This is a genomic window from Pseudomonas sp. S1_G07 (genome assembly GCF_054668565.1).
The window spans coordinates 1,930,681-1,952,734 of the sequence record NZ_CP162778.1 but is presented as its reverse complement, the minus strand read 5'-3'; the positions used below and the strand labels follow the sequence as shown (position 1 = coordinate 1,952,734).

The window sequence follows — 22,054 nt, the reverse complement described above, 5'->3', positions numbered from 1 at the left end:
TACGATTGGACAAAATGTCGGGGCAAGCTCCAAAAAACAAGGAAATCCCGCTTTGAAACTCAGTGATATCGCACGCCTGGCCGGTGTGTCCGTGACCACCGCCAGCTACGTCATCAATGGCAAGGCCGAACAGCAACGCATCAGCAACGCAACCGTCGAGCGGGTGCGTGCCGTGGTCGAGGCGCATGGCTTTACCCCCAACCCCCAGGCCGCCGGCTTACGCAGCCGGCATACGCGCACCTTGGGCTTTATCCTGCCCGACCTGGAGAACCCCAGTTACGCACGGATCGCCAAGCTATTGGAACAGGGCGCCCGCGCACGTGGCTATCAGTTGCTGATCGCCAGCTCCGACGATGACGCCAACAGCGAACGCCAATTGTTGCAACTGTTCCGCGCCCGGCGCTGCGATGCGTTGTTCGTGGCCAGTTGCCTGCCCGCCAGCGATGACAGTTACCGCGAGCTGCAAGCCAAGGGCTTGCCGGTGATCGCCATCGACCGGGTGATGGCGCCTGGGCAGTTCTGCTCGGTGGTCAGCGACGACCGCCAGGCTTGCCTGCAATTGACCAGCAGCCTGCTGCACCCCTTGCCCAAGCAGATCGTGCTGATCGGCGCGCGGCCAGAGCTGAGCATCAGCCAGGAGCGCGCCGCGGGTTTCCGTGAAGCGCTGCAAGGTTTCGCCGGCGAGGTGATCGTCGAGCATGGCGAAGCCTTCAGCCGCGACTGTGGCCGACAGCTGATGGAGCAACTGCTGCATCGCCTGGGGCATTTGCCCGACGCACTGGTGACTACATCCTACGTGCTGCTGCAAGGCGTGTTTGACGCGCTGCATGACTTCCCGCTCAAGTCGCGACCGTTGCGCCTGGGCACCTTTGGTGACACGCAGTTGCTGGACTTCCTGCCATTGCCAGTCAATGCCATGGCCCAGCAACATCAGTTGATTGCCGACACGGCCCTGCGCCTGGCCCTGGCCGCCATCGAGGAGGAGCACTACCAACCGGGCGTGCATGCCATCGGCCGGACCTTCAAGCAGCGCATTCACGAGGCGTGAACGTGGAGCTGATCGACACCCATACCCACCTGGATTTCCCGGATTTCGACAACGACCGCCGGGACGTCCTCGCCCGCAGTCGTGCGCTGGGCGTGCAACGCATGGTGGTACTGGGGGTGTATCAGCACAATTGGCAACGGCTGTGGGACCTGGTACAGACCGATGAAAACCTGCTCGCCGCCTTCGGCCTGCACCCGGTGTATCTCGACGAGCACCGCCCCGCCGACCTCACGGAACTGGGCGACTGGCTGACCCGCCTGCACGGCCACCGGCAACTGTGTGCGGTGGGCGAAATCGGCCTGGATTACTTTCTCGAACACCTTGACCGCGAGCGCCAGCAAAGCCTGTTCGAAGCGCAACTGCGCCTGGCGGTGGACTTCCAGCTCCCGGCACTGCTGCATGTACGCCGCAGCCACGCGGCGGTGATCGCCACCCTCAAGCGCATCCGTGTGCCACGCGGCGGCATCATCCACGCGTTTGCCGGCAGCCGGGAAGAAGCCCGCGAGTACATCAAGCTGGGGTTCAAGCTCGGCCTGGGCGGTGCGGCCACCTGGCCCCAGGCCCTGCGCATGCACAAGGTACTGGCGCAGTTGCCCTTGGACGCGGTGGTGCTGGAAACCGATTCACCCGATATGGCCCCGGCCATGTACCCCGGCCAGCGCAATAGCCCGGAGCACCTGCCGGACATCTGCATCGTCCTGGCCGAGCGCATGGGCATAAGCCCCTTATTGCTGGCCGAGGCGACTACACGCAATGCCCGCGATCTGTTCAACGGGTAGCGCCGGACTGACCGCTTGCAAGTTCAAGGTCATCCGCTGCCGATGACGGGCGTAGCGCAACGCCAGGAAATGCACCAACAGCACCACCAGCGACACGTTGAACTGCCCGACCAGGCTGATCAGCCCTACCCACTCCGCCACCAGTGCCACGATCAGCACCACGCTGGTCAGCACCACCATGCTCGGGCGCACCAGCGCCCAATGATCGAGCGCCTTGAAAAGGCGCAACTGTTGCGGGCAGTTCAGTTCCAGGACCCGCTGGCAATACGGGCAATCGAACGGTTCTTCGATGGCGATGGCATTCAACTGCCAAGGCTTGAGCTCGAACGTGATATCGCAGTGGGCACAGCGCCCTCTGATGCCGATTGCAGTGGCCATCGTCGTGCCTCCCCGGTCTGTGATTAAGTGAAATAAATTCTCACTCATTCGCGCGGCTAAAAATGATCCGCTGCAAAATCCAGATAAGCACTACCCCAAGCAACGCCATGTCCTACTCCGGCGCCTTACACGCGAAAGGCGCCGATCAATTGCTTCAACTCGATCACCTGCTGGGATAGCTGGCGGCTTGCAGCTTCGGTCTGATGCGCGCCCTGGGCCGCATGCTCGCCAGCCCGGTTGATTTCGACGATGTTCTGGTCGATATCCTGGGCGACAGCAGTCTGCTGTTCGACGGCGGCGGCGATCTGTTGGTTCTGATCGACGATCATGCCGACAGCACCGAGGATATTTTCCAAGGCCTGCTGGACCTTTTCTGACTGCCCCACCGTGGCATTGGCCATTTCGTGGCTGGTCCCCATCGCCTTTACCGCCGCCCCCACCCCGCTGTGCAAGCGGCCGATCATCTGCTCGATTTCTTCAGTGGAATGCTGAGTGCGCTGCGCCAGGGTGCGTACCTCGTCGGCCACCACGGCAAATCCGCGTCCCTGCTCACCGGCCCGCGCCGCCTCGATCGCCGCATTGAGTGCCAGCAGGTTGGTTTGCTCGGCGATGCTTTTGATCACCTCCAATACGCTGCTGATGGACTGGCTGTCGGTGGCCAATTGGTTGATCACCCGCACCGACTGGTCGATCTCCGAAGCCAGCCGCGCCATGCTGCCCTGTTGGGATTGCACCAGGCCACGGCCGTTGACGGTTTCATCGTTGACGCTGTGGGCACTGCTGACGGCCGCCGCGGCGTTGCGCGCCACTTCCAGAGCTGTGGAAGACATCTGGTTCATGGCCGTCGCCACCTGCTCGATCTGTGTGCGCTGGCCGCAGACCGCCTGATTGCTCTGGGCCGAGATCGTTTCCACCTGGCCGGCCTGGAGTTCGACCTGGCTGACGGTGTGCCCGACGCGCTCGATCAAGTCATGGATTTTCGCCACGGTGCCATTGAATACCTGACCCAGGTCGCCCAGTTCATCTCGGCTGCGGGCGACAAAGGTGACGGTCATGTCGCCGGCCGCCACTTTGTCCATCATCGCGCCCAGACGCCGCAGCGTCGTGCGCGTGGAGGCGTAGAAGCCCGCGTACAGATAGAAGATCAGCAGAAACACCGCCGTCAGCGCCGAAACCAACACCACCATGTGCGTGCGGTTCTGCGCCAGGCGCTGCTGCAACTGCTGCCCGAGGAAGGTCAAGGTGGCATCGTCGAGTTGGTAGGTGTTAGCCATCAACTGGCTGACACCGTCGTAGAACCCCTGCCAGGGCGCGTCGAGCGTCTCGGCCATCACCACCTGCTCTTCAAACAGCTCGCTGCCTTGCTTGAGGCTGGCCTGGCTGGCCTTGGCCAGGTTGTCGAGCGCCGCGTGGGCGGCGGTGCTGGAGCCGAGGGCATCCTGCAGTTTCAGGCCATATTCAGCCTGGAGTTTTTCCAGTTGCTGCAAGAGTTCGTCAAAACGGGTACTGGACGATGAATTGAGAAAGCCCTGGCCCAGGGAGTACGCGCCCATCGCCCGACCTTCGCCCAAGGTCTGGGTGACTTGCGGGGTGACGCTGGTGATCAGTTCGCTGAGTTGGCGTAAGTCGCTTTGGGGGTCGCGACTCAGGCCGGACTGGCTGGCAATGATCTGGCTGAGCATCTGCGCCTTGTTCAGCAATTTGCCGATCAGCGCGCTTTTGCTCAGCAGCGAGCGCTCCTGTTGCTGGGCCTTGAAGGCGGCGATCAACTCGTCGCGCTTGCCTTCAAAGGCGCTGATTTGCTCGGGCTCGGTGGCCACGGCGTTGAGGCCTAGCAGGCGGTTCAGCACGCTCTGTTCCAGAGCGCCGATCTTGCCTTCGAGGTCGCCGGCCTTGCCGGACTGGCCGAGGGTCGCGTTGATCTGCACCTGGTTGTTGAGGGTTTCCAGATCACGGCGCAGGACCAGGCTGCTGCGAAGCAGGTCGAGGCTTTGCAGTTCGACACGGGTGCCCTGGAATTCGCGCCAGGAATCGCGCACCAGGTAATAGTTGGTTGCCAGCATCGGCAGCAGGAACAACACGCTGATCAGGCTGAACTTCATGCCGAAGCTCAGGCGGTTCATCAGCGCGACGGCGGGATAGAGCAAGCTCTTCACAGGTGAACTCCCTTCCTATTATTTTTATTTGAGGCGCAGGGCCGCGGCAGAAAGCCACTATGGGGCGCTCTGTCTGTATAGCTCAAATTGGAAGGGAGTTTTGTAACGTAAAGTTAACGAGTGGAAATGGGGGGCTGCTACGCAGCCCGGCGCGGGATCAGGGCAACACCGTCCAAATGGCAAACCCGGCGTACCAGAGCACCGCCGCGCGCAACAACAGTTCCCACAGGCGATCCAGGCTGTTGATGCCGTCAGCGCCCACCAAGGGCGGCGGGATTTCGGCGGCGGCCAGGCCGACTTTTTCCACCAGTTGCGCGGCGCTGATGTCCCAGCTCAGTAACTCGTGGAGCATCACGCGGCTGACCGCGACGAAGTTGCCCACCAGGGCAAAGCTGGCCGCGAGCAGGCGTACCGGCAACCAGTCAAAGGCATGCCGCAATTGCCCGGCGCGCTCGGCCACCAACGGGTTCTGGCTGTGCTCACTGGCCAGCGCCAACAGGCGATAAGCCAAGGCGGCGACCGGCCCCAGCAGGAAGTACCAGAAAATCACCGCAAAGAAGCTCTGGTATGCCTGCCACAACAGATGGGCCTGGACACGTTCCAGCAACTGCTCGCCACTGTCGGCACCCAGCGCCAGATCACGCTCGGCCACATGCTCGGCGGCTTGCAGGTCACCACGCCGCCAGGCATCGCGAAACGGTCCGAGCCCGGCCAATAGGTCACCACGACCCAGGCTGTAGATCACCACCAGCAGGTGCACCGGCAGCGCCAATAAACCGTAGGCCACCGGTTCCAGCACCAGCAGCAACAGTGCCAGCAACGCTACCGGCAACAACACCAGTACAACGAGAATCAACCAAGGCTGCTTGCCCATGCGCGGGCTCGATTCCAGCCTGGTCAATTCACGCAACCAACCGCCATCGCGCTGCAACCGCTGACGCATGGCCGAGAACTTCTCGATCCATACGGCCAGCACCAACACCAGAAAACTCATCGTGGGTGTCCTCCATCCTGCAGGGCGCTGCGAAAGCGCCTCCAATCAAAAGCGGGACCGGGATCGGTCTTGCGTCCCGGTGCAATATCACTGTGGCCACAGATGCGCTGTGGGGTGATGCCTGGGTAGGCCACCAGCAACTGCCGGGTCAGGTCGATCAGCGCCGCATACTGGGCGTCGCTGAACGGCAGGTCATCGGTGCCCTCCAGCTCTATTCCCAAGGAAAAGTCATTGCAGGTGTCACGCCCTTCGAAGCTTGAGACCCCGGCATGCCAGGCACGGTCGAGGCAGGACACAAACTGCGTCACAGTGCCATCGCGCTCAATCAGGAAATGCGCAGAGACCCGTAGGTCGGCAATCCCTTCAAAGTAGGGATGTTCCGTGACATCCAGGCGATTCTGGAAAAACTCCTGCACTTTACCGGTGGCGAACTGCGCCGGCGGCAGGCTGATGTTATGCACCACCAACAGTGAGATTTCGCCTGCGGGGCGCTCGTTGAAGTTGGGTGAAGGGCAATGGCGAATGCCCTGGCACCAACCGCTGGTGGGGTCCAACTGCATACAGGTTCCTTGCAACGAAACAAAGTGTGACCAGTATGCCGCGTTAGCCCCTGTGGTTGCGATCACTTGCCGCGATTGAGTTGACGCAATTTACCTACCACCGCCGCCAACGCACGCTCGAACAGCGGCCCGTCATCCAGGGTATGCAGCGTGCCACGCTTGAACGCCAGCGCCAGTTGGCCGGCGTTTTTCTCCAGGACCTTGAGCCCCGTGCGGCTGACAAAGACATAAGTGTTGGCCGGCGCCATGATCGCCGTCAGCTTGCAGCGCAGGGCCTCGGCCTGGTGCTGCTCGAACATGACCCAGCCTCCGATCCGCAGCTGGCGCACCCTGAGCAAGTCGGGATCATCCGCCGGCAGGCCTTCCGTCGAGTCGGGCGGCACTGCGCTGAACACAAAGGGCTCGCGCACTTCGATCAACGCGTCGACGCCTTCGGCCGGCTGCACATGCAGGGCCTGCAAGCGAACAAAGAAGTCTCGGGTGCTGAAGGGGTCGAACGCGGCGCTGGTCAACCCGTCACGCAACGCTCTGAGCAAGCCAGGCAACTGTTCGAGCAAGTGGCGCCCGGCTTCGCTGTCTTCCTGCAGGCTGACGCTCCAGATCAGCTCATCCATGGTACGCAGCCCCGCCTGCCACTGCACCGACTGCTCACCGTGCTGGAGGGCGGCCAGCAACAGCACCTGGCTCCATGCCTGTTGCAGAAACTGCACCACCGCCTGCGGCAACACCTTGCCCTGCAGCCGTCGATTCAGCGCGTCGGCCACGCGTTGGCGGGCGGCTTCGGTGCGCACGCGCCCCGCCTCGGCGTCGCGGGTGTGCTGCTCAAGCAGCTCGCTGCGGCGCCGCTCATCGGCGCTGAACGCGCTGAATTCGGTGAGCAATTGGGTAAAAATCAGCGGATCTTCGACAAATTCGTTGAGCAAGCGCTGCACCACCTGCTCGATGCGCAGGTACAGGCTGTCGCGCGGGTAGTCATCGAGGGGGCTCCAGCTCATGGCCGCCAGGGCGATTTCGTTCAGCAGGCGCCGCGCCGGGTGGCTGGCGCGACTGAAAAAACGCTTGTCCAGCACCGCCACCTTCAGCATTGGGATCTGCAAACGGGCGATCAAGGGCTTGAAGGCGTCCGGCACGGTGCGGTCATTGAGGATAAATTCGAACAGCATAGCGATCAGGTTGATCACGTCTTCATCCGCCTCCTCTACCACCCGTGACTTGCCACTTTTGACGCTGACCCGGGTGAGCAATTGCTCAAGCTGGTTACGCAGGTCGAAGTCGTCTTCGGACTCAGGCGTCGGCACGTACTGCTGCAGATGGGACAACATGCGCAGCAGGTCGCGGGTGGCAATGGGCTGGGGTTGGGCGCAGGCTTCCAGGGTGGGCGCCACGCCGCCGCGCACCGCTGCGAGCAAGATCTGCAAACCCGCGAAAGCCTCCTGGCCGGTTTCATCGATGGGCTGCTCGGCGTTCGGCACCGCCTCTTCGCGCTGCTGATCACGGGCCGCACGCCCACCGGGGCGACGGGATGGCACGACCTTGAGTTCGGGCAACACGCCCGTCGCCACCAGCAACTGATTCGCTTCGCCATACAACTGGTCGGCGTCACTGAGTACGTATTTTTCAAAGAGCTTGAGCATGATCAGCTTGACGCGGATCTCCACGCCCAAGCTGCGTCCCGCCTGCAGGAAGAACTCGCATAGCAGCGCCGGGCCCAGAGGGTTTTCGCGCTCATCCAGGTGGTTACCCAGCAACGCGCTCAAGCGTGCCGTCAGTTGCGACAGTGCCAGGCCATCGCGGTGGCGTACCCGCTCCAGCATGGCCTCAAGCGCGATGGCTTTTTCCTGGGCATCCCTGGAGGTACTTACCGTCGTGTCATACGACACCACCGGCACCAACTGACGCTCAACCCGCCCCGCCTGGCCCAGGCAGGCAAAGGCTTCGAACAGCCGCTCCATGAACACACGCTCGAAATTCTTGCGCTTGAGGCGCAGGTCGCGCATGGCTTCAAAGAAAATATGGTGATCGACGTTGCTGCGGGCCTTGTCGGCCATTTCGAACAGCGTGTCGTCGGCATTATCGAACAGTTCCTGCAACCCCTGCTGCAACTGTTGCGCAGCCTTGTCGCGGACCTGCAGCAATACCACCGGCAGGCGGGCGAGCGGCGATGGCGTAGCGTGTGCCTTGTTGATGGGCACCACCTTTCCGTCATTGTGCATCCTGGCCTCCTGAAACGGCGGTATTGAGTTGGGCAACGATCGGCTACAGGCCCGTCGGGGCCCTATGAAAACCGGTTATCGCCAGGACGTCAAAGCTATGACGCCAATTGCAAGGCGCGAGATTATCTTGCAAATGAGGGCCGTTGCGCCAGCAAACTCTGACATTGCGCGGTAAATGAGCGGCGAGCCTGGGTTCGAACGCGCACTGCCCCTATAATCGGGGCACTTTGTTTGTGGAGCCTGTTATGCCGAATCTCCGTCTTGCCGACCTCACTGCCGAAATCGAAGCCAACGTGCGCCGCGCACTGCTCGAAGACATCGGCAGCGGCGACATCACCGCGCAATTGATCCCGGCCGAACGGCTGGCCACGGCCACCATCATTACCCGCGATGCCGCGGTAGTCGCCGGCACGGCATGGGTGGACGCGGTCTTTCGCCAACTCGACCCCAGGGTCGCCGTGCATTGGCAGGTGACCGACGGTGAGCGCGTCAGCCCCAACCAGGTACTGTTCCACCTCGAAGGCCCGGCGCGTTCGCTGCTCAGCGGCGAACGCTGTGCGCTGAACTTCCTGCAATTGCTGTCCGGGGTAGCCACGCGCGCCCGGTTCCTGGCGGATTTTGTCGCCAGCACTCAAGTCAAACTGCTGGATACCCGCAAGACCTTACCGGGCCTGCGCCTGGCGCAGAAATACGCAGTGACCTGCGGTGGCTGTCACAACCATCGCATCGGTTTGTACGACGCGTTCCTGATCAAGGAAAACCACATCGCCGCCTGCGGGGGCATTGCCCAAGCCATCAGCGCCGCGCACAAGATCGCACCCGGCAAGCCGGTGGAAATCGAAGTGGAAAACCTGGATGAGCTGCGTGAGGCGCTGGCGGCAGGCGCCGACATCATCATGCTCGACGAATTGAGTCTGGAGGATATGCGTGAAGCCGTGCGCCTGAACGGCGGCAAGGCGAAGCTGGAGGCCAGTGGCGGGATCAATGAAAGCACCCTGTTACCCATCGCCGAAACAGGGGTGGACTACATCTCCATCGGCGCGATGACCAAGGATGTGAAGGCGGTGGATTTGTCGATGCGCCTCAGTATCTGAGGCCAACTTCAGTCCTATTGTGAGCGGGGCAAGCCCGCTCACGACAGAAGCCTGGGTCAGACGACCAGGTTATTCATCTCGCAATACTCTTCCCATTCGACACCCAGCACCTCGGCTGCTTCCTTGTGCAGGACCAGCCGTGCCGCTTCGAACTCCTCCGGTGTCGAGGTGTACTTGAGGGTCAGTTCCCAAGGCTGCAGGCTCTGGCTCTCGGCCTCGTCTTCGAATGCCCACTGGATCTGGTCGCGCTGATCATCGGCGCTCAGGTCCTTGATCTCTTCTTTAAGCTGCGGCGATTCCTTGAGGTATTTTTCAAGCGCTTCTTCGTGCCGTGCTTCCTGGGTCTTTTCAGTCGTGGTCATGTTGTTCTCTTAGATCGAGGAATGGGGATGCATCTGGGTCATCAAGGTTGCGCAGATACAAAAGAGCGGGCACAAATACCAGCTCGTCTGGCCTTCAGAACCATTCTGGGATCATCTGAAAACATTGCCTTTGAAACAGTGTTGCCTTGGTGCCCGAGACAGGAATCGAACCTGCGACCTTCGCGTTACGAGTGCGCTGCTCTACCGGCTGAGCTACACGGGCGGTGGACTTAAGCTAGCACCGCATCGGGCGTCCGGCAACTTGCGCCCTCAGCGGGCAATGACCCCTTGGGCCCAAAAGCGCGGTTGCAGGTGCCTGCCCTCGGCGCGCAGGTACTCCTGCTGGGCTTGCTTTAAGTGCGGCACATCGCGTACCGCGACAAATACCAGCAGGCCAACGGCCAACACACTCAAGGCCTTCCACGCCAACCCGGCCAACGGCAGCGTTGCCGTGGGGGGCACACGCCAAACATGCAGTGCCATCAGCCAACCCACCACGAGCGCCAGCCAGACCTGGGAATTGGGCATCACGATGACACCGTCGACCATGGACTGCACCAACGCCCCGACCAACCCCGCAAACAGGCATAACCGCAGGAGGTCCGCGCGCTCGGTGGTCAACGCGCGCTCGCGCAACACGCCGAACGTCGCCCAGCCGGCGCGCCATGCCAGGACGATCACGCACAGGGCCGACGGCACACCCCATTCGCAGGCCCACTGCAAAACGGACTGGTGGGGGTGGGCGGCGATTTCGTTAGCGACATCGGCAAAATGCATCGGCCCGAAGCCCAGCCATGGGCGCTCGATCAGCATCTGCCACCCTTGCGACCAGATCGGGCCACGCCCTGACAGCGTGGTGGTGAGGCGATCCGCGGCGGCATTGGAAACCTGGATGCCCAGGTAATCCGCCAGCACCGTGAATACCCCCCAGTACAGCAACAAGCCGCCCAGCACGGCGGCCAGTTGCCAACCCAGCCATCGCCGCCCCCACGGGCCCAGCACCGCCAGCACGACTCCGGCCGCTGCCATGCCGAGCCAGGTACCGCGCGTACCGCCGCTGATTGCGATCAACCACCAGACGCACAGCAGCGCAAACGCCGCAGCGCGCAAGGAGCGGGAGACTGTGGGCAGCAGCAACGGCAGTGCCAGCAACGGCAGCGTGAATGTCTGGAACTGGCCATAGAAGCGCTTGTTGGAAAAGCCCGACAGCAGTCGATCAGGGTCCAGCGTGTGCCCGCCGCTGGTAAACGCGAGCGTGCCCGCATACAGGTACTGGAGCGACTTGATCAGGCAGAGCAATGCCACCACCAGGATCAGCGTACGGTCCAGCGCCTCGCCGCCCTGGCGGCGAAGCGAGGCAAACGCCACGGCGATCGCCGCGCAGCTGACAAACAGCGCCACTTCGGTAAGCGCCCACAATGGCTGATGGGCCCGCGCCGAAGACAGCAGGCCCAGCCCGATGATCAGCGCCAGGCCCAAGGCCGTGGGCCGATCCACCAAACGTTCAGCCGGGGTCAGCGCCAGCCCATACAGCACCGCGCAAACACCGATGGCTATCTGCATTGTGCGCTGTACATCATGCCCACTGAACGGCGCGCAGATCCCAAAGGTCAGCAGGCAAACGACTGCTACCAGGAAAATACCGCCTCGTTGCTGCAGGGGTAACGCCATTGGCCGCCTCGACTTCCCTATGGCTGGTTCAGCCGTTATGCCCCGTCGGCGCCACAGCCTTTAGCCGCGTATTTCGGGTCAGCAGTGGTGGTGCATTTCCAGCCAGTGGTGGCGTTGCGCGTCAGGCTGATGGTCTTGCCCAGCACCAGTGCCGGCGCGTCGAGTATTTCGCAACTGATGGCGCCCGCACCGGTGGCCACATCGCCTGCCACCTCGATCCTGCAGTGGGCGGTGGGGCTGGTACCACCGATCAATGCCAGGGTGGGCACGGTGCCCTGGTTAATGGCATCTTCATAGCCGGCCTTTAACGCGGTGATTTCAGCCAGGCCGGCGGTGAACTTGGCCTTGGCCTGGTGGGTGGTGTACATGGGCAAGCCGATGGTGGCCAAAATGCCGATGATTGCCACGACGATCAACAACTCGATCAAGGTGAAGCCTTTCTGACGTATCACATTCACTCTCCAGAATAAAACTCATGACAAGGCGCTTCCTGCGCCCCGTATTTTGCAGCGGCGCCAGTGTACTGATGGGCAAGCAGTCAATCGCGTACAAGACGCACATTCTGACATTTTATCCGTCATCGCCAGGCTGCCCTAATCCGTCACCTGACTACGCTATAAATCTTCGACGACCTGTGTGCGGAACCGTGACATGAACAACGCTTCGACGATCTACGCCTGGGAAGGCATCAACCGCAAAGGGCGCAAGGTGTCCGGCCAGGTCGTCGGGCACAACCCTGCCCTGGTCAAGGCGCAGCTGCGTCAGCAAGGGATCAGCCCAGGTCGGGTGCGCAAGAAGTCTCCACTGCTGCCAGGCCTTGCTCCAGCGATCAAAGCGGCCGACATCACCCTGCTCACCCGCCAGTTGGCCACGTTGTTGAAGGCCGGGATTGCGCTGCTGCAGGCCTTCGACATCATCAGCGAAGGCTTCGATAACCGCCCCATGCGCGAGCTCGTACAAGGGCTTAAACAAGCGATTGCCGCCGGCAACAGCCTGGCCGAGGCATTGCGCAAGCAACCGCGGTATTTCGATGAGTTGTACTGCAACCTGGTGGCTGCCGGCGAACAGGCCGGTGCGCTCGAGACCCTGCTCGAACGTGTGGCGATCCACCGGGAAAAGAGTGAAGCACTCAAGACCAGGATCAAAAAGGCCATGACCTACCCAGCCGCAGTCCTGGTGGTCGCCGGCCTGGTCACTGGCGTGCTGTTGATCCACGTGGTGCCGCAGTTCCAGAACCTGTTTGCGGGGGTGGGCGGCAAACTGCCGGATTTCACCTTGCAGGTCATTGCCCTGTCGGCATTCATGCAACAAGCCTGGTGGATGCTGCTACTGGGTCTCGGCGCAGGCACCGTGGCGCTACGCCAGGCCTACCGGACCTCGCCGAGTGTTCACTACTGGCTGGATGCCGGTTTGTTGAAAGTGCCGCTGGCAGGCACACTGCTGAAGAAATCAGCCGTGGCCCGCTACGCCCGTACGCTTGCCACGACCTTCGCCGCCGGCGTACCACTGCTGCAAGCACTGGACTCGGTGGCCGGAACCGTAGGCAATGATCCGTTCAAACAGGCAATCGAGCATATGCGTCGCGATGTCTCCACAGGCATGCAATTGAATCAATCCATGGCCACCAGCGGCCTGTTCTCTGGCATGGCGATCCAGATGACGGCGATCGGCGAGGAGTCGGGCACGCTGGAGTACATGCTGGAGAAGGTCGCCAGCCACTATGAGAGCGAGGTGGATAACCAGGTCGATCACCTCACCAGCCTGATGGAACCGCTGATCATGGTGGTATTGGGCGGGATCGTCGGGGCACTGGTCATCGCCATGTACTTGCCGGTCTTCCAGCTGGGGAGTGCATTTTGAGCATGGTACTGAGCGAGACCCCGTGGACGTTCGTCATGCTGGCGATTGTACTGGGGCTGATCGTCGGCAGTTTTCTCAATGTGCTGGCGTGGCGCCTGCCCAAGATGCTCGAGCGGGAATGGCGCGCCCAGGCCCACGAAGTGCTCGGTTTGCCTGGCGAACCGGTGGGACCCACCTACAACCTGATGCATCCCCACTCCCACTGCCCGCACTGTAATCACCCGATCCGTCCGTGGGAAAACATCCCGGTGCTCAGCTACCTGATACTCAGGGGCCGTTGCGCCCATTGCCAGGGAACCATCAGCCCGCGCTACCCGCTCACCGAACTCGCCTGCGGGATGCTCTGCGGCCTGGTGGCCTGGCATTTCGGCTTCGGCTGGCAAGCGGGGGCGGTGCTGGTGCTGAGCTGGGGGCTGCTGGGAATGAGCCTGATCGATGCGGAGCACCAGTTGCTGCCCGATGTGCTGGTACTGCCATTGCTTTGGCTGGGGCTGATCGTCAACAGCTTTGGGCTGCTGACGACATTACCCGACGCCCTATGGGGCGCGATCATCGGGTACCTGAGCCTGTGGAGCGTGTTCTGGCTGTTCAAGCTGGCCACCGGCAAGGACGGCATGGGCTACGGCGACTTCAAGTTACTGGCGCTGCTCGGCGCCTGGGGTGGCTGGCAAATACTGCCGATGACACTGTTGATATCGTCGCTGGTCGGTGTGTGTGGCGGCTTGATCCTGATGCGCCTGCGCAAGACCCAGGCGTCGACGCCGATGCCGTTTGGTCCGTATTTGGCGATTGCCGGCTGGATTGCTTTGCTCTGGGGTGGTCAAATAACCGACTTCTATTTGCAGTCTGTCGGTTTCAGATGACCACTTCTGTTGCAACACCCTGGATTCTTGGCCTCACCGGCGGCATCGGCAGCGGTAAAAGCGCGGCGGCCCAGCACTTTATCGACCTGGGCATTGACCTGGTAGATGCCGACCACGCCGCCCGCTGGGTGGTCGAGCCCGGCCGGCCGGCACTGGCACGTATAGCCGAGCACTTTGGCTCTGGCGTGCTGCAGCCTGACGGCCGATTGGACCGCGCCGCGTTGCGCAAGCTGATCTTTGAAGTCCCCGAAGAGCGCCTTTGGCTCGAAGGCCTGCTGCACCCGCTGATCGCCGAGGAGATACGCAGCCACTTGGCGCGCGCGCGTTCGCCCTACGCGATCCTGGTGTCACCGTTGTTGATCGAATCCGGCCAGTACAGCATGACCCAGCGCATCCTGGTGATCGACGTGCCGCAATCGCTGCAGATTCAGCGTACCCTGCAGCGCGACGGCATCAGCGAACAACAGGTGCAAGCGATCCTCAAGGCCCAATCGAGCCGTGAAGACCGCCTGAGCCATGCCGATGACGTTCTGGTCAATGACAAGGACCTTGCCTGGCTGCACAACGAGGTCGAGCGACTGCACCACTTTTACCTTACTTTGCGTGGAGGCCGATCATGAGCCAACCCTTGACCGTCGACTGCCCAACCTGCGGTGCACCCGTGGAATGGAAAGCGACCAACCTCAACCGACCGTTCTGCTCGGACCGCTGCAAACTCATCGACCTGGGTGCCTGGGCCGCTGAAGAACACAAGATTCCCGTGGCGCCGGACGCCGAAGACGAGCTGTTTTCCGAAGACCTGCCGCCGCGCCATTAAGGCCGCATAAAGGCGTATTCCTGCTCGTCGTCGAGGTTCTCTGCAAGGTATTGCAGCTCGTCGGCCAGGTCTTCGAAACTGCGTACGCCCTTGCTCTGCTGCACCACCGCACTGAGCATGGCGCGCAGCGTCAAGCCTGGGTCAAAACCGATTTCCTGTGCCGCGTCCTGGCTTCTGCGTAGCTCTTGCCGTGCCCACTCATACACACTCATGATCCATGCTCCCGCGTGACTCATATTAAGTTTTGCAGAGCATGGGCCCGCCCGTTCACCCAGGATTTGATTTGGGTCAACGCGATGAATCATCATCCTTCCAGGGCGCCGAGAGGTAACGCGTGCGGTTGAACGTCTCAAGCCATTCCGGACAAAACACCACCAGGGCGCTGATCACCATGCCGTTGATGAAGGCTTCGGGAAAGATGATCAGCCACAGGTAGCCGACAAAATCCTCCAGCCATTCCGGCATGGCAAAACGACCGTCGAACCACAGCAACCCCAGCCCCAGCAGCAGGCAAAGCAAGGCCGACAGCGCGGCGGCAAAAAAACCGGAACAGAAGATATACACAAAGGGATTACGTGGCCGCGCTCGCTCGACCACCAGCGCACAACCTTCGGTAACCAGCACCGGCAGCACGATCAGCAGCAGGCCATTGACGCCCACGGCCGCCAGGTCCTGGCGCCCCATCAACACCAACCCGAGTTGAGCGGCAAAGCCTCCGACGACGGCCAGAGGCCAATCCAACAGCAGGGTCACGGCGGTCATGCCGATAAAATGGTAGGACACACCGGTGTCGAAATCCCGCCGTACCAGCCACAACATAAACAGTGCGAACACCGTACCGAAGAGCAAATGCTGGCGCCGCCGGTCGGCAAACAACTCGACCCAAGGCGAACGCAGCATTGCCCAGATCACCACCGGCGCATACAACAGCCAGCCGACACCCAGAGTTTGCGGCGCCAGCACGGCGGCGCTGATCACGGCTTCACCTGCTCCAGAGCCTCACGCAGTTCGGCGGCGGTGCCATATTCACGCTCGGCAACCAGCTTGCCGTTATCCAGTTGCAACCACAGCACTTTATCCACAGGCCCGGGATAGCGCGGAGCGACGCGCGCGTCACGATCCAGCATGATCCGGTAGTGGTAGGACTGCATGGCCGGCACCGCGAACATTTTGGCGATCAATCGAGGCATGCGCTGGATGTCAGCGACGAACACCGCATGCCGTGCTTCGAGATAGCCCTTGGCTTGCCCCTGCAACGCCGCGTCGACCAGCTTGGCGGCGTCCATGCCGCGCGCGACCAATAGAACCTGCGCCTGGTTATCCAGGGTGTAGGCCTGGTCGAATTGATCGAGCAAGGTCCAGGGAACAAGGCGCTCCCCCACTTCAACAGCCTGGGCCCATACCGGTAAAAGGCTCAGGAACAGCATCACGAAAAACTTCACTGCACACTCCTCATAGGGGGATCCACGCTTGAAAGGCCAGTTTACACCCGGGCTTTGGGTGCGGATCTTCCTGTGGTCATCATTTGGACGCTAAGCTGCAAGCATGGATGACTCAGATTATTTGCGCCTGCTCACCGTAGCGGCCGAACAAGCCAATGCGTTCCTGTCCAATGCCCGCAAATGGGAGCGTGAGCGTTGGGTCTGCCAGCGCCTGCTGCAAGGCTTGAATGTGCCCTACCGCGCCGAGGAGTTTCATGCCGCCGGGCAAGAGCCACCCGATGTGCTGTTCCGTGATGCCAGTTTCGAGGTGTTTTTCGTATTGGATGAAGGCCGGCGCCTTAATGATGAATGGCGCGACGAATTGCTGCGCCGACGCAATGCGTTCTCCCTGAGCCAACTGGTGCGGCGCGAAGCCAAGCCGCGACGCATCCCCGCTCATGAATTTTTGCTGCGCCTGGCGCCTACGCTGCGCAAAAAGGCACACAACTATAAAGAGCGTGGGATGGACCTGGGCGAACTGGATATCGTCGCCTTCGCCAGCCTCAAGCGCGAAGTGCTTGACCTCAACAGTCACTTTCCACCGCCCACCGAATACCTGCGCCAGGGCTGGCGCTCGCTGTCGCTGGTGGGGCCGACGTTCGCGCGGGTGCTGTTCGCCCACCCGGACGCACCGGATTTCTTGCGCAACAACCTGGGTCGCAGCATAGTGTTCGACGTGGGCATCAGCCTCTGATCCCCACGATCTGTAACGTGGCGCCCTTCTGCAACGTCTAGCTGACGAGGCCTTATATGACCAGCCGCCTGAACCCCGATGACCAACAGCATGTCGAAGAGTACCTGCAACTCTCCCAGAACAAAGTCGAGCGCAAGCCTTTCCGGCCCTGGCTGCTCCTCTGTGTGGTGCTGGTGGTGGTGATCGGGCTCGGCCTGCTGAGCCGCCTTTTGAGTTACCTGACGCTATGAGCTGCCTGGCGCTCGCGAGGGTAACTGCTCCGATTTCTTTTAGCCTTGCGAGATACCCCCATGACCCATCGTATTATTATCGTCGGCGGCGGCGCCGGCGGCCTGGAGTTGGCTACCCGCCTGGGTAAGACTCTGGGCAAGCGCGGTGTTGCCAGCGTCACGCTGGTCGACACCAACTTGACCCACATCTGGAAGCCCCTGCTGCACGAAGTGGCCGCCGGGTCGCTGAACTCTTCGGAAGATGAACTCAATTATGTCGCCCAGGCCAAATGGAACCACTTCGAGTTCCAACTGGGGCGCATGAGCGGGCTTGACCGCGAGCAAAAGAAAATCCAGCTGGCCGCCACCCTCGACGAAGAAGGTCGCGAGCTGGTGCCCGCGCGCGTGTTGGGTTATGACAGCCTGGTGATCGCGGTCGGCAGCACCACCAACGATTTCGGCACCGAGGGTGCGGCGCAGCACTGCCTGTTCCTCGACACGCGCAAGCAGGCCGAACGCTTCCACCAGCAACTGCTCAACCACTACCTGCGTGCCCATGCCGGGCAGACCGATGTGGTGGAGAAGATCAGCGTCGCCATCGTTGGCGCTGGCGCAACCGGCGTTGAACTGGCCGCCGAGCTGCATAACGCCGCCCATGAACTGGCAGCCTATGGCCTGGACCGCATCAAGCCGGAAAACATGCACATCACCCTCATCGAAGCCGGGCCACGGGTATTGCCCGCCCTGCCGGAGCGTATCGGCGGGCCTGTACATAAAACCCTGGAGAAACTCGGCGTGACCGTGCTGACCAACTCGGCCGTCAGCGAAGTGACCGCCGACGCACTGATCACCAGCAGCGGCCAGGTCATTCCAGCCAGTTTGAAAGTCTGGGCCGCCGGGATTCGCGCACCAGCGTTCCTCAAGGATATCGATGGGCTGGAAACCAACCGCATCCACCAGTTGCAAGTGCTGCCGACGCTGCAAACCACCCGTGACGAAAACATCTTTGCCTTCGGCGATTGCGCCGCCTGCCCGCAACCGGGCACTGACCGTAATGTGCCGCCACGGGCCCAGGCCGCTCATCAGCAAGCGTCATTGCTGGCCAAGTCACTGAAACTGCGGATCGAAGGCAAGGCGCTGCCAACCTACACATATACTGACTACGGCTCGCTGATCTCGCTGTCGCGCTTCTCGGCAGTGGGTAACCTGATGGGCAACCTGACCGGCAGCGTGATGCTGGAGGGTTGGCTGGCGCGGATGTTCTATGTGTCGCTGTACCGCATGCACCAGATGGCGCTGTACGGTTTCTTCCGTACGGCGATGCTGATGCTGGGGAGCAGGATTGGACGCGGGACTGAACCGCGCCTCAAGCTTCACTGACCACACATACCCCATGTGGGAGCAAGCGTCGCACCGCCGCTCCCACATTTGCCCTGCGGCGGCGCCTTTAATATTTCAGCAAGCAAAAAAAATCCCCGTATCTTTCGATACGAGGATTTTTAATATGGTCGGGGTAAGGGGATTCGAACTCCTGACATCCTGCTCCCAAAGCAGGCGCGCTACCGGACTGCGCTATACCCCGGTAATAAAAAGGCGACCTTTCAGTCGCCTTCTTCGATCAGTGCTTTTGGCCTCTGATCTTAAGATTCGATTCCAGCGTTAACTGGTCTCAAAAATGGTGGGTCGTGTGGGATTCGAACCTACGACCAATTGGTTAAAAGCCAACTGCTCTACCAACTGAGCTAACGACCCAAATATGGTCGGGGTAGGGGGATTCGAACTCCCGACATCCTGCTCCCAAAGCAGGCGCGCTACCGGACTGCGCTATACCCCGGTTTGAAATTGGCTCCGTGACCAGGACTCGAACCTGGGACCCAATGATTAACAGTCATTTGCTCTACCGACTGAGCTATCACGGAACTACATATTTCAAAGTACTACTTATTTCAAAGCATGTTTACTGCGGTGAAACCTTCTCTTCGACCCTGTCCGTATCACTACGTTAGCGTCTCTGAGGCGCGCTATTCTACAATCTTAAAAACCCCTGTCAACCCTTTAAATTGCTTTTAAGACAATGATTTGCGCTTCTTTCTGATTTCTTCTTGGGGAGAAGAAACCCGTGGGCTGACGTTGCTGCGGGGCGCACTTTACAAGCCTTTGCCTTACAGTTCAACGCCCTATCGAAAAAAAAGACCCCGCAATGCGGGGCCTTCTGTTTTTGCTATGCCGTCCGAACTCAGTGAAAGACGATTTCGTCGTTTTCCACAGTCGCCTCAACGCTGCTACCCGGCATGAAGCTGCCCGACAGAATCAACTGCGCCAGCGGGTTCTCGATCCAGCGCTGGATCGCACGCTTCAATGGCCGCGCGCCATACACTGGGTCGTAACCAACCGCGATCAGCTTGTCCAACGCCTCGCGACTCAGCACCAGCGACAACTCGCGCTCGGCCAGGCGAGCACGCAGGCGGCCCAACTGGATCTCGGTGATGCCCGCGATCTGATCCCGTGCCAATGGCTCGAAAATCACCACTTCATCGACCCGGTTGATGAATTCCGGACGGAAGTGACTGGTCAGCGCATCCATTACCGCCGCGCGCTGGGCCTCACGATCGCCCACCAGCTCCTGGATCTGCGTCGAGCCCAGGTTGGAGGTCATCACGATCACCGTGTTGCGGAAATCCACGGTGCGCCCGTGACTGTCTGTCAATCGACCATCTTCCAGCACTTGCAGCAAGATGTTGAACACATCCGGGTGAGCCTTCTCGACCTCATCCAGCAGGATCACCGAGTAAGGCTTGCGCCGCACGGCTTCGGTCAGGTAACCACCCTCCTCGTAGCCCACGTAGCCGGGTGGAGCACCGATCAGGCGAGCCACCGAATGCTTCTCCATGAATTCGGACATATCGATCCGCACCATGGCCTCTTCAGTATCAAAGAGGAATTCGGCCAGCGCCTTGCACAACTCGGTCTTACCCACGCCGGTCGGGCCGAGGAACATGAACGAGCCGCTCGGACGGTTGGGATCGGACAAACCGGCCCGGGAACGCCGTACCGCATTGGACACCGCCACGACCGCCTCTTCCTGGCCGATCACGCGCTGGTGCAGCAGGTGCTCCATCTTCAGCAGCTTATCGCGCTCGCCTTCGAGCATTTTCGACACAGGAATGCCGGTCCACTTCGAGACGACTTCGGCAATTTCTTCCTCGGTCACCTTGCTGCGCAGCAGCTGGTTTTCGCTATGACCGTGCTGGTCAACCATCTGCAGGCTGCGCTCCAGGTCCGGGATCACCCCGTACTGCAACTCGGCCATGCGGTTCAGGTCGCCTTTACGGCGCGCTGTTTCCAACTCCTGACGCGACTGCTCGATCTTTTGCTGGATCTGGGCGGAACCCTGCACTTCGGCTTTTTCCGAGGTCCAGATTTCTTCGAGGTCCGAATATTCACGCTCCAGGCGCAGGATTTCTTCCTGGAGTTTTTCCAGGCGCTTCTTCGCCGCGTCGTCCTCTTCTTTCTTCAGGGCCTGGGATTCGACTTTCAGTTGAATCAGGCGCCGATCCAGGCGGTCGAGCACCTCCGGCTTGGAATCGATTTCCATACGAATGCGGCTGGCCGCCTCGTCGATCAAGTCGATGGCCTTGTCCGGCAATTGACGGTCGGTGATATAGCGATGGCTCAATTTGGCCGCAGCTATGATCGCGCCGTCAGTGATCGCCACCTTATGGTGGACCTCGTAGCGCTCTTTCAAACCACGCAGAATGGCGATGGTGTCTTCTTCACTCGGCTCTTCCACCAGGACTTTCTGGAAGCGACGTTCAAGCGCCGCGTCCTTTTCAATGTACTGGCGATATTCGTTAAGCGTGGTAGCACCAACGCAGTGCAGCTCACCCCGAGCCAACGCGGGCTTGAGCATGTTGCCGGCGTCCATGGAGCCCTCGCCTTTACCGGCGCCGACCATGGTGTGCAGTTCGTCGATAAACAGAATGACCTGCCCTTCCTGCTTCGACAGCTCATTAAGCAGGGATTTGAGGCGCTCTTCGAACTCGCCGCGGAACTTGGCACCGGCGATCAGAGAGCCCATATCCAGGGACAGCAGGCGCTTGCCTTTGAGGCCGTCCGGCACTTCACCATTAATAATGCGCTGGGCCAGGCCTTCGGCAATCGCGGTTTTACCCACACCGGGCTCACCGATCAGCACCGGGTTGTTCTTGGTGCGACGCTGCAGGACCTGGATGGTGCGGCGAATCTCATCGTCACGGCCGATCACTGGGTCAAGCTTGCCTTCTTCGGCGCGTTTGGTCAGGTCGACGGTGTACTTGTCCAGGGCCTGGCGCGACTCCTCGTGGTTAGGGTCGTTTACCGCGTCGCCGCCCCGCAGGTTGTTGATCGCGTTTTCCAGGGCTTTCTTGCTCACCCCCTGGCCCAGCAACAACTTGCCGAGTTTGCTGTTTTCATCCATGGCGGCGAGCAGCACCAGCTCGCTGGAGATGAACTGGTCACCCTTTTGCTGGGCCAGGCGATCGGCCTGATTCAGCAGGCGAGCCAGGTCCTGGGACATATTCACGTCGCCGGTCGGGTTCTGGATTTTTGGCAATTGGTCGAGTTCTTTACTCAACTCTTTGCGCAGGCTGCTGACATCGAAGCCCACCTGCATCAGCAAGGGCTTGATAGAACCACCTTGCTGCTCCAGAAGCGCCTGCATCAAGTGCGCAGGCTCGATGGCCGGATGGTCGAGCCCCACTGCCAACGATTGGGAGTCCGATAAGGCCAACTGTAATTTGCTGGTTAAACGATCAATACGCATTAGTCACCTTCCTTTTGAGCAGGCCGGAGCTATAAACACATCCTGAATGAAGAAACCTGCCAGATACCCCTGTA

Annotated in this window: 22 protein-coding genes and 5 tRNA genes; 10 read left to right on the top strand and 17 right to left on the bottom strand. The window is 60.9% G+C overall.

Annotated features, from left to right (window positions below):
- Positions 1-52: 52 nt before the first annotated feature.
- Together cra and AB4O05_RS08950 are read left to right on the top strand one after the other, a co-directional pair.
- On the top strand, positions 53-1,048 hold the full coding sequence (cra, locus tag AB4O05_RS08955) for a catabolite repressor/activator (protein WP_460131536.1): 996 nt from the start codon (positions 53-55) through the stop codon (positions 1,046-1,048).
- 2 nt (positions 1,049-1,050) lie between these two features.
- Complete coding sequence (locus tag AB4O05_RS08950; protein ID WP_460131538.1) at positions 1,051-1,827, top strand: TatD family hydrolase; 777 nt, start codon at positions 1,051-1,053, stop codon at positions 1,825-1,827.
- Here AB4O05_RS08950 and AB4O05_RS08945 read toward each other — a convergent pair.
- From AB4O05_RS08945 to AB4O05_RS08925, 5 genes are all read right to left on the bottom strand, one after another.
- Positions 1,774-2,205, bottom strand: a complete 432-nt coding sequence (locus tag AB4O05_RS08945) for a hypothetical protein (protein WP_460131540.1) — start codon at positions 2,203-2,205, stop codon at positions 1,774-1,776. The genes AB4O05_RS08950 and AB4O05_RS08945 overlap by 54 nt on opposite strands.
- Before the next feature lie 125 nt (positions 2,206-2,330).
- Entirely contained in the window at positions 2,331-4,361 is a 2,031-nt protein-coding gene (locus tag AB4O05_RS08940) for a methyl-accepting chemotaxis protein (protein WP_460164864.1), read from the bottom strand.
- A gap of 157 nt (positions 4,362-4,518) precedes the next feature.
- Entirely contained in the window at positions 4,519-5,355 is an 837-nt protein-coding gene (gene ampE / locus AB4O05_RS08935) for a regulatory signaling modulator protein AmpE (RefSeq protein WP_460131541.1), read from the bottom strand.
- The gene (gene ampD, locus AB4O05_RS08930; protein WP_460131542.1) at positions 5,352-5,915 is read right to left on the bottom strand and encodes a 1,6-anhydro-N-acetylmuramyl-L-alanine amidase AmpD; all 564 of its coding nucleotides are present in this window, start codon (positions 5,913-5,915) and stop codon (positions 5,352-5,354) included. The genes ampE and ampD overlap by 4 nt, the downstream gene beginning before the upstream one ends.
- 62 nt (positions 5,916-5,977) lie before the next feature.
- A complete protein-coding gene (locus AB4O05_RS08925) occupies positions 5,978-8,128 on the bottom strand; it encodes a DUF1631 domain-containing protein (RefSeq protein WP_460131543.1) in 2,151 nt (716 codons plus the stop codon).
- Positions 8,129-8,373: 245 nt separating this feature from the next.
- Between AB4O05_RS08925 and nadC the strand changes: the two genes are divergently transcribed.
- Entirely contained in the window at positions 8,374-9,222 is an 849-nt protein-coding gene (gene nadC, locus AB4O05_RS08920) for a carboxylating nicotinate-nucleotide diphosphorylase (protein WP_460131545.1), read from the top strand.
- 56 nt (positions 9,223-9,278) lie between these two features.
- On the opposite strand, the gene AB4O05_RS08915 is transcribed toward nadC, so the two are convergent.
- The 4 genes from AB4O05_RS08915 to AB4O05_RS08900 all read right to left on the bottom strand — a co-directional run bounded on the left by AB4O05_RS08915 (position 9,279) and on the right by AB4O05_RS08900 (position 11,704).
- Positions 9,279-9,584 (bottom strand): DUF6388 family protein, encoded by a 306-nt coding sequence (locus AB4O05_RS08915; RefSeq protein WP_460131546.1) that lies wholly within the window; start codon positions 9,582-9,584, stop codon positions 9,279-9,281.
- A gap of 147 nt (positions 9,585-9,731) precedes the next feature.
- Positions 9,732-9,807: transfer RNA gene (locus AB4O05_RS08910), tRNA-Thr, on the bottom strand.
- Positions 9,808-9,854: 47 nt separating this feature from the next.
- Positions 9,855-11,255: an O-antigen ligase family protein gene (locus AB4O05_RS08905; RefSeq protein WP_460131548.1), complete on the bottom strand. Its 1,401-nt coding sequence runs from the start codon at positions 11,253-11,255 to the stop codon at positions 9,855-9,857.
- Between the two features lie 35 nt (positions 11,256-11,290).
- Complete coding sequence (locus AB4O05_RS08900) at positions 11,291-11,704, bottom strand: pilin (protein WP_460137636.1); 414 nt, start codon at positions 11,702-11,704, stop codon at positions 11,291-11,293.
- Between the two features lie 202 nt (positions 11,705-11,906).
- Here AB4O05_RS08900 and AB4O05_RS08895 point away from each other — a divergent pair, with 202 nt between their 5' ends.
- From AB4O05_RS08895 to yacG, 4 genes are read left to right on the top strand one after another with little or no spacing between them, the layout of a single operon-like run.
- A complete protein-coding gene (locus AB4O05_RS08895; protein WP_460131550.1) occupies positions 11,907-13,115 on the top strand; it encodes a type II secretion system F family protein in 1,209 nt (402 codons plus the stop codon).
- Positions 13,112-13,978, top strand: coding sequence for a prepilin peptidase (locus AB4O05_RS08890; protein ID WP_460131551.1), 867 nt, complete (start codon positions 13,112-13,114; stop codon positions 13,976-13,978). The genes AB4O05_RS08895 and AB4O05_RS08890 overlap by 4 nt, the downstream gene beginning before the upstream one ends.
- The gene (gene coaE, locus AB4O05_RS08885; RefSeq protein WP_460131553.1) at positions 13,975-14,598 is read left to right on the top strand and encodes a dephospho-CoA kinase; all 624 of its coding nucleotides are present in this window, start codon (positions 13,975-13,977) and stop codon (positions 14,596-14,598) included. Before AB4O05_RS08890 ends, coaE begins: the two co-directional genes overlap by 4 nt.
- On the top strand, positions 14,595-14,795 hold the full coding sequence (yacG, locus tag AB4O05_RS08880; protein WP_003188437.1) for a DNA gyrase inhibitor YacG: 201 nt from the start codon (positions 14,595-14,597) through the stop codon (positions 14,793-14,795). The genes coaE and yacG overlap by 4 nt, the downstream gene beginning before the upstream one ends.
- On the opposite strand, the gene AB4O05_RS08875 is transcribed toward yacG, so the two are convergent.
- The 3 genes from AB4O05_RS08875 to AB4O05_RS08865 all read right to left on the bottom strand — a co-directional run bounded on the left by AB4O05_RS08875 (position 14,792) and on the right by AB4O05_RS08865 (position 16,237).
- Positions 14,792-15,007, bottom strand: coding sequence for a hypothetical protein (locus tag AB4O05_RS08875; protein ID WP_460131554.1), 216 nt, complete (start codon positions 15,005-15,007; stop codon positions 14,792-14,794). The two genes, yacG and AB4O05_RS08875, sit on opposite strands and share 4 nt — an antisense overlap.
- 76 nt (positions 15,008-15,083) lie before the next feature.
- Positions 15,084-15,773, bottom strand: a complete 690-nt coding sequence (locus AB4O05_RS08870; RefSeq protein ID WP_460131555.1) for an energy-coupling factor ABC transporter permease — start codon at positions 15,771-15,773, stop codon at positions 15,084-15,086.
- Positions 15,770-16,237, bottom strand: a complete 468-nt coding sequence (locus tag AB4O05_RS08865) for an FAD/FMN-containing dehydrogenase (protein ID WP_460131556.1) — start codon at positions 16,235-16,237, stop codon at positions 15,770-15,772. Before AB4O05_RS08865 ends, AB4O05_RS08870 begins: the two co-directional genes overlap by 4 nt.
- 103 nt (positions 16,238-16,340) lie before the next feature.
- Here AB4O05_RS08865 and AB4O05_RS08860 point away from each other — a divergent pair, with 103 nt between their 5' ends.
- The 3 genes from AB4O05_RS08860 to AB4O05_RS08850 are packed head-to-tail and all read left to right on the top strand — an operon-like array spanning position 16,341 to position 18,559.
- Positions 16,341-16,970, top strand: a complete 630-nt coding sequence (locus AB4O05_RS08860; protein WP_460131557.1) for a DUF1780 domain-containing protein — start codon at positions 16,341-16,343, stop codon at positions 16,968-16,970.
- A gap of 56 nt (positions 16,971-17,026) precedes the next feature.
- Positions 17,027-17,200 carry a DUF3094 family protein gene (locus AB4O05_RS08855; protein ID WP_460131558.1) on the top strand — a complete coding sequence of 58 codons (174 nt, stop codon included), beginning with the start codon at positions 17,027-17,029 and terminating at the stop codon, positions 17,198-17,200.
- A gap of 60 nt (positions 17,201-17,260) precedes the next feature.
- A complete protein-coding gene (locus tag AB4O05_RS08850) occupies positions 17,261-18,559 on the top strand; it encodes an NAD(P)/FAD-dependent oxidoreductase (protein WP_460131559.1) in 1,299 nt (432 codons plus the stop codon).
- Positions 18,560-18,684: 125 nt separating this feature from the next.
- Here AB4O05_RS08850 and AB4O05_RS08845 read toward each other — a convergent pair.
- The 5 genes from AB4O05_RS08845 to clpB form a co-directional block, all read right to left on the bottom strand.
- Positions 18,685-18,761 (bottom strand) — tRNA-Pro (locus AB4O05_RS08845).
- A 94-nt stretch (positions 18,762-18,855) separates the two neighbouring features.
- Positions 18,856-18,931 (bottom strand) — tRNA-Lys (locus AB4O05_RS08840).
- A gap of 5 nt (positions 18,932-18,936) precedes the next feature.
- A tRNA-Pro gene (locus tag AB4O05_RS08835) sits at positions 18,937-19,013 on the bottom strand.
- A gap of 9 nt (positions 19,014-19,022) precedes the next feature.
- Positions 19,023-19,098, bottom strand: a tRNA-Asn gene (locus tag AB4O05_RS08830).
- Between the two features lie 317 nt (positions 19,099-19,415).
- A complete protein-coding gene (gene clpB, locus AB4O05_RS08825; RefSeq protein ID WP_460131560.1) occupies positions 19,416-21,980 on the bottom strand; it encodes an ATP-dependent chaperone ClpB in 2,565 nt (854 codons plus the stop codon).
- Positions 21,981-22,054 lie beyond the last annotated feature (74 nt).

Excerpts from the sequence above, each read along its gene's own strand:
- AB4O05_RS08915 (WP_460131546.1), bottom strand. The coding sequence starts at position 9,584 with ATGACCACGACTGAAAAGACCCAGGAAGCACGGCACGAAGAAGCGCTT.
- AB4O05_RS08850 (WP_460131559.1), top strand. The coding sequence starts at position 17,261 with ATGACCCATCGTATTATTATCGTCGGCGGCGGCGCCGGCGGCCTGGAG.
- AB4O05_RS08895 (WP_460131550.1), top strand. The coding sequence starts at position 11,907 with ATGAACAACGCTTCGACGATCTACGCCTGGGAAGGCATCAACCGCAAA.
- clpB (WP_460131560.1), bottom strand. The coding sequence starts at position 21,980 with ATGCGTATTGATCGTTTAACCAGCAAATTACAGTTGGCCTTATCGGAC.
- yacG (WP_003188437.1), top strand. The coding sequence starts at position 14,595 with ATGAGCCAACCCTTGACCGTCGACTGCCCAACCTGCGGTGCACCCGTG.
- AB4O05_RS08925 (WP_460131543.1), bottom strand. The coding sequence starts at position 8,128 with ATGCACAATGACGGAAAGGTGGTGCCCATCAACAAGGCACACGCTACG.
- AB4O05_RS08855 (WP_460131558.1), top strand. The coding sequence starts at position 17,027 with ATGACCAGCCGCCTGAACCCCGATGACCAACAGCATGTCGAAGAGTAC.
- AB4O05_RS08945 (WP_460131540.1), bottom strand. The coding sequence starts at position 2,205 with ATGGCCACTGCAATCGGCATCAGAGGGCGCTGTGCCCACTGCGATATC.
- nadC (WP_460131545.1), top strand. The coding sequence starts at position 8,374 with ATGCCGAATCTCCGTCTTGCCGACCTCACTGCCGAAATCGAAGCCAAC.
- ampD (WP_460131542.1), bottom strand. The coding sequence starts at position 5,915 with ATGCAGTTGGACCCCACCAGCGGTTGGTGCCAGGGCATTCGCCATTGC.
- ampE (WP_460131541.1), bottom strand. The coding sequence starts at position 5,355 with ATGAGTTTTCTGGTGTTGGTGCTGGCCGTATGGATCGAGAAGTTCTCG.
- coaE (WP_460131553.1), top strand. The coding sequence starts at position 13,975 with ATGACCACTTCTGTTGCAACACCCTGGATTCTTGGCCTCACCGGCGGC.
- AB4O05_RS08875 (WP_460131554.1), bottom strand. The coding sequence starts at position 15,007 with ATGAGTGTGTATGAGTGGGCACGGCAAGAGCTACGCAGAAGCCAGGAC.
- AB4O05_RS08905 (WP_460131548.1), bottom strand. The coding sequence starts at position 11,255 with ATGGCGTTACCCCTGCAGCAACGAGGCGGTATTTTCCTGGTAGCAGTC.
- AB4O05_RS08860 (WP_460131557.1), top strand. The coding sequence starts at position 16,341 with ATGGATGACTCAGATTATTTGCGCCTGCTCACCGTAGCGGCCGAACAA.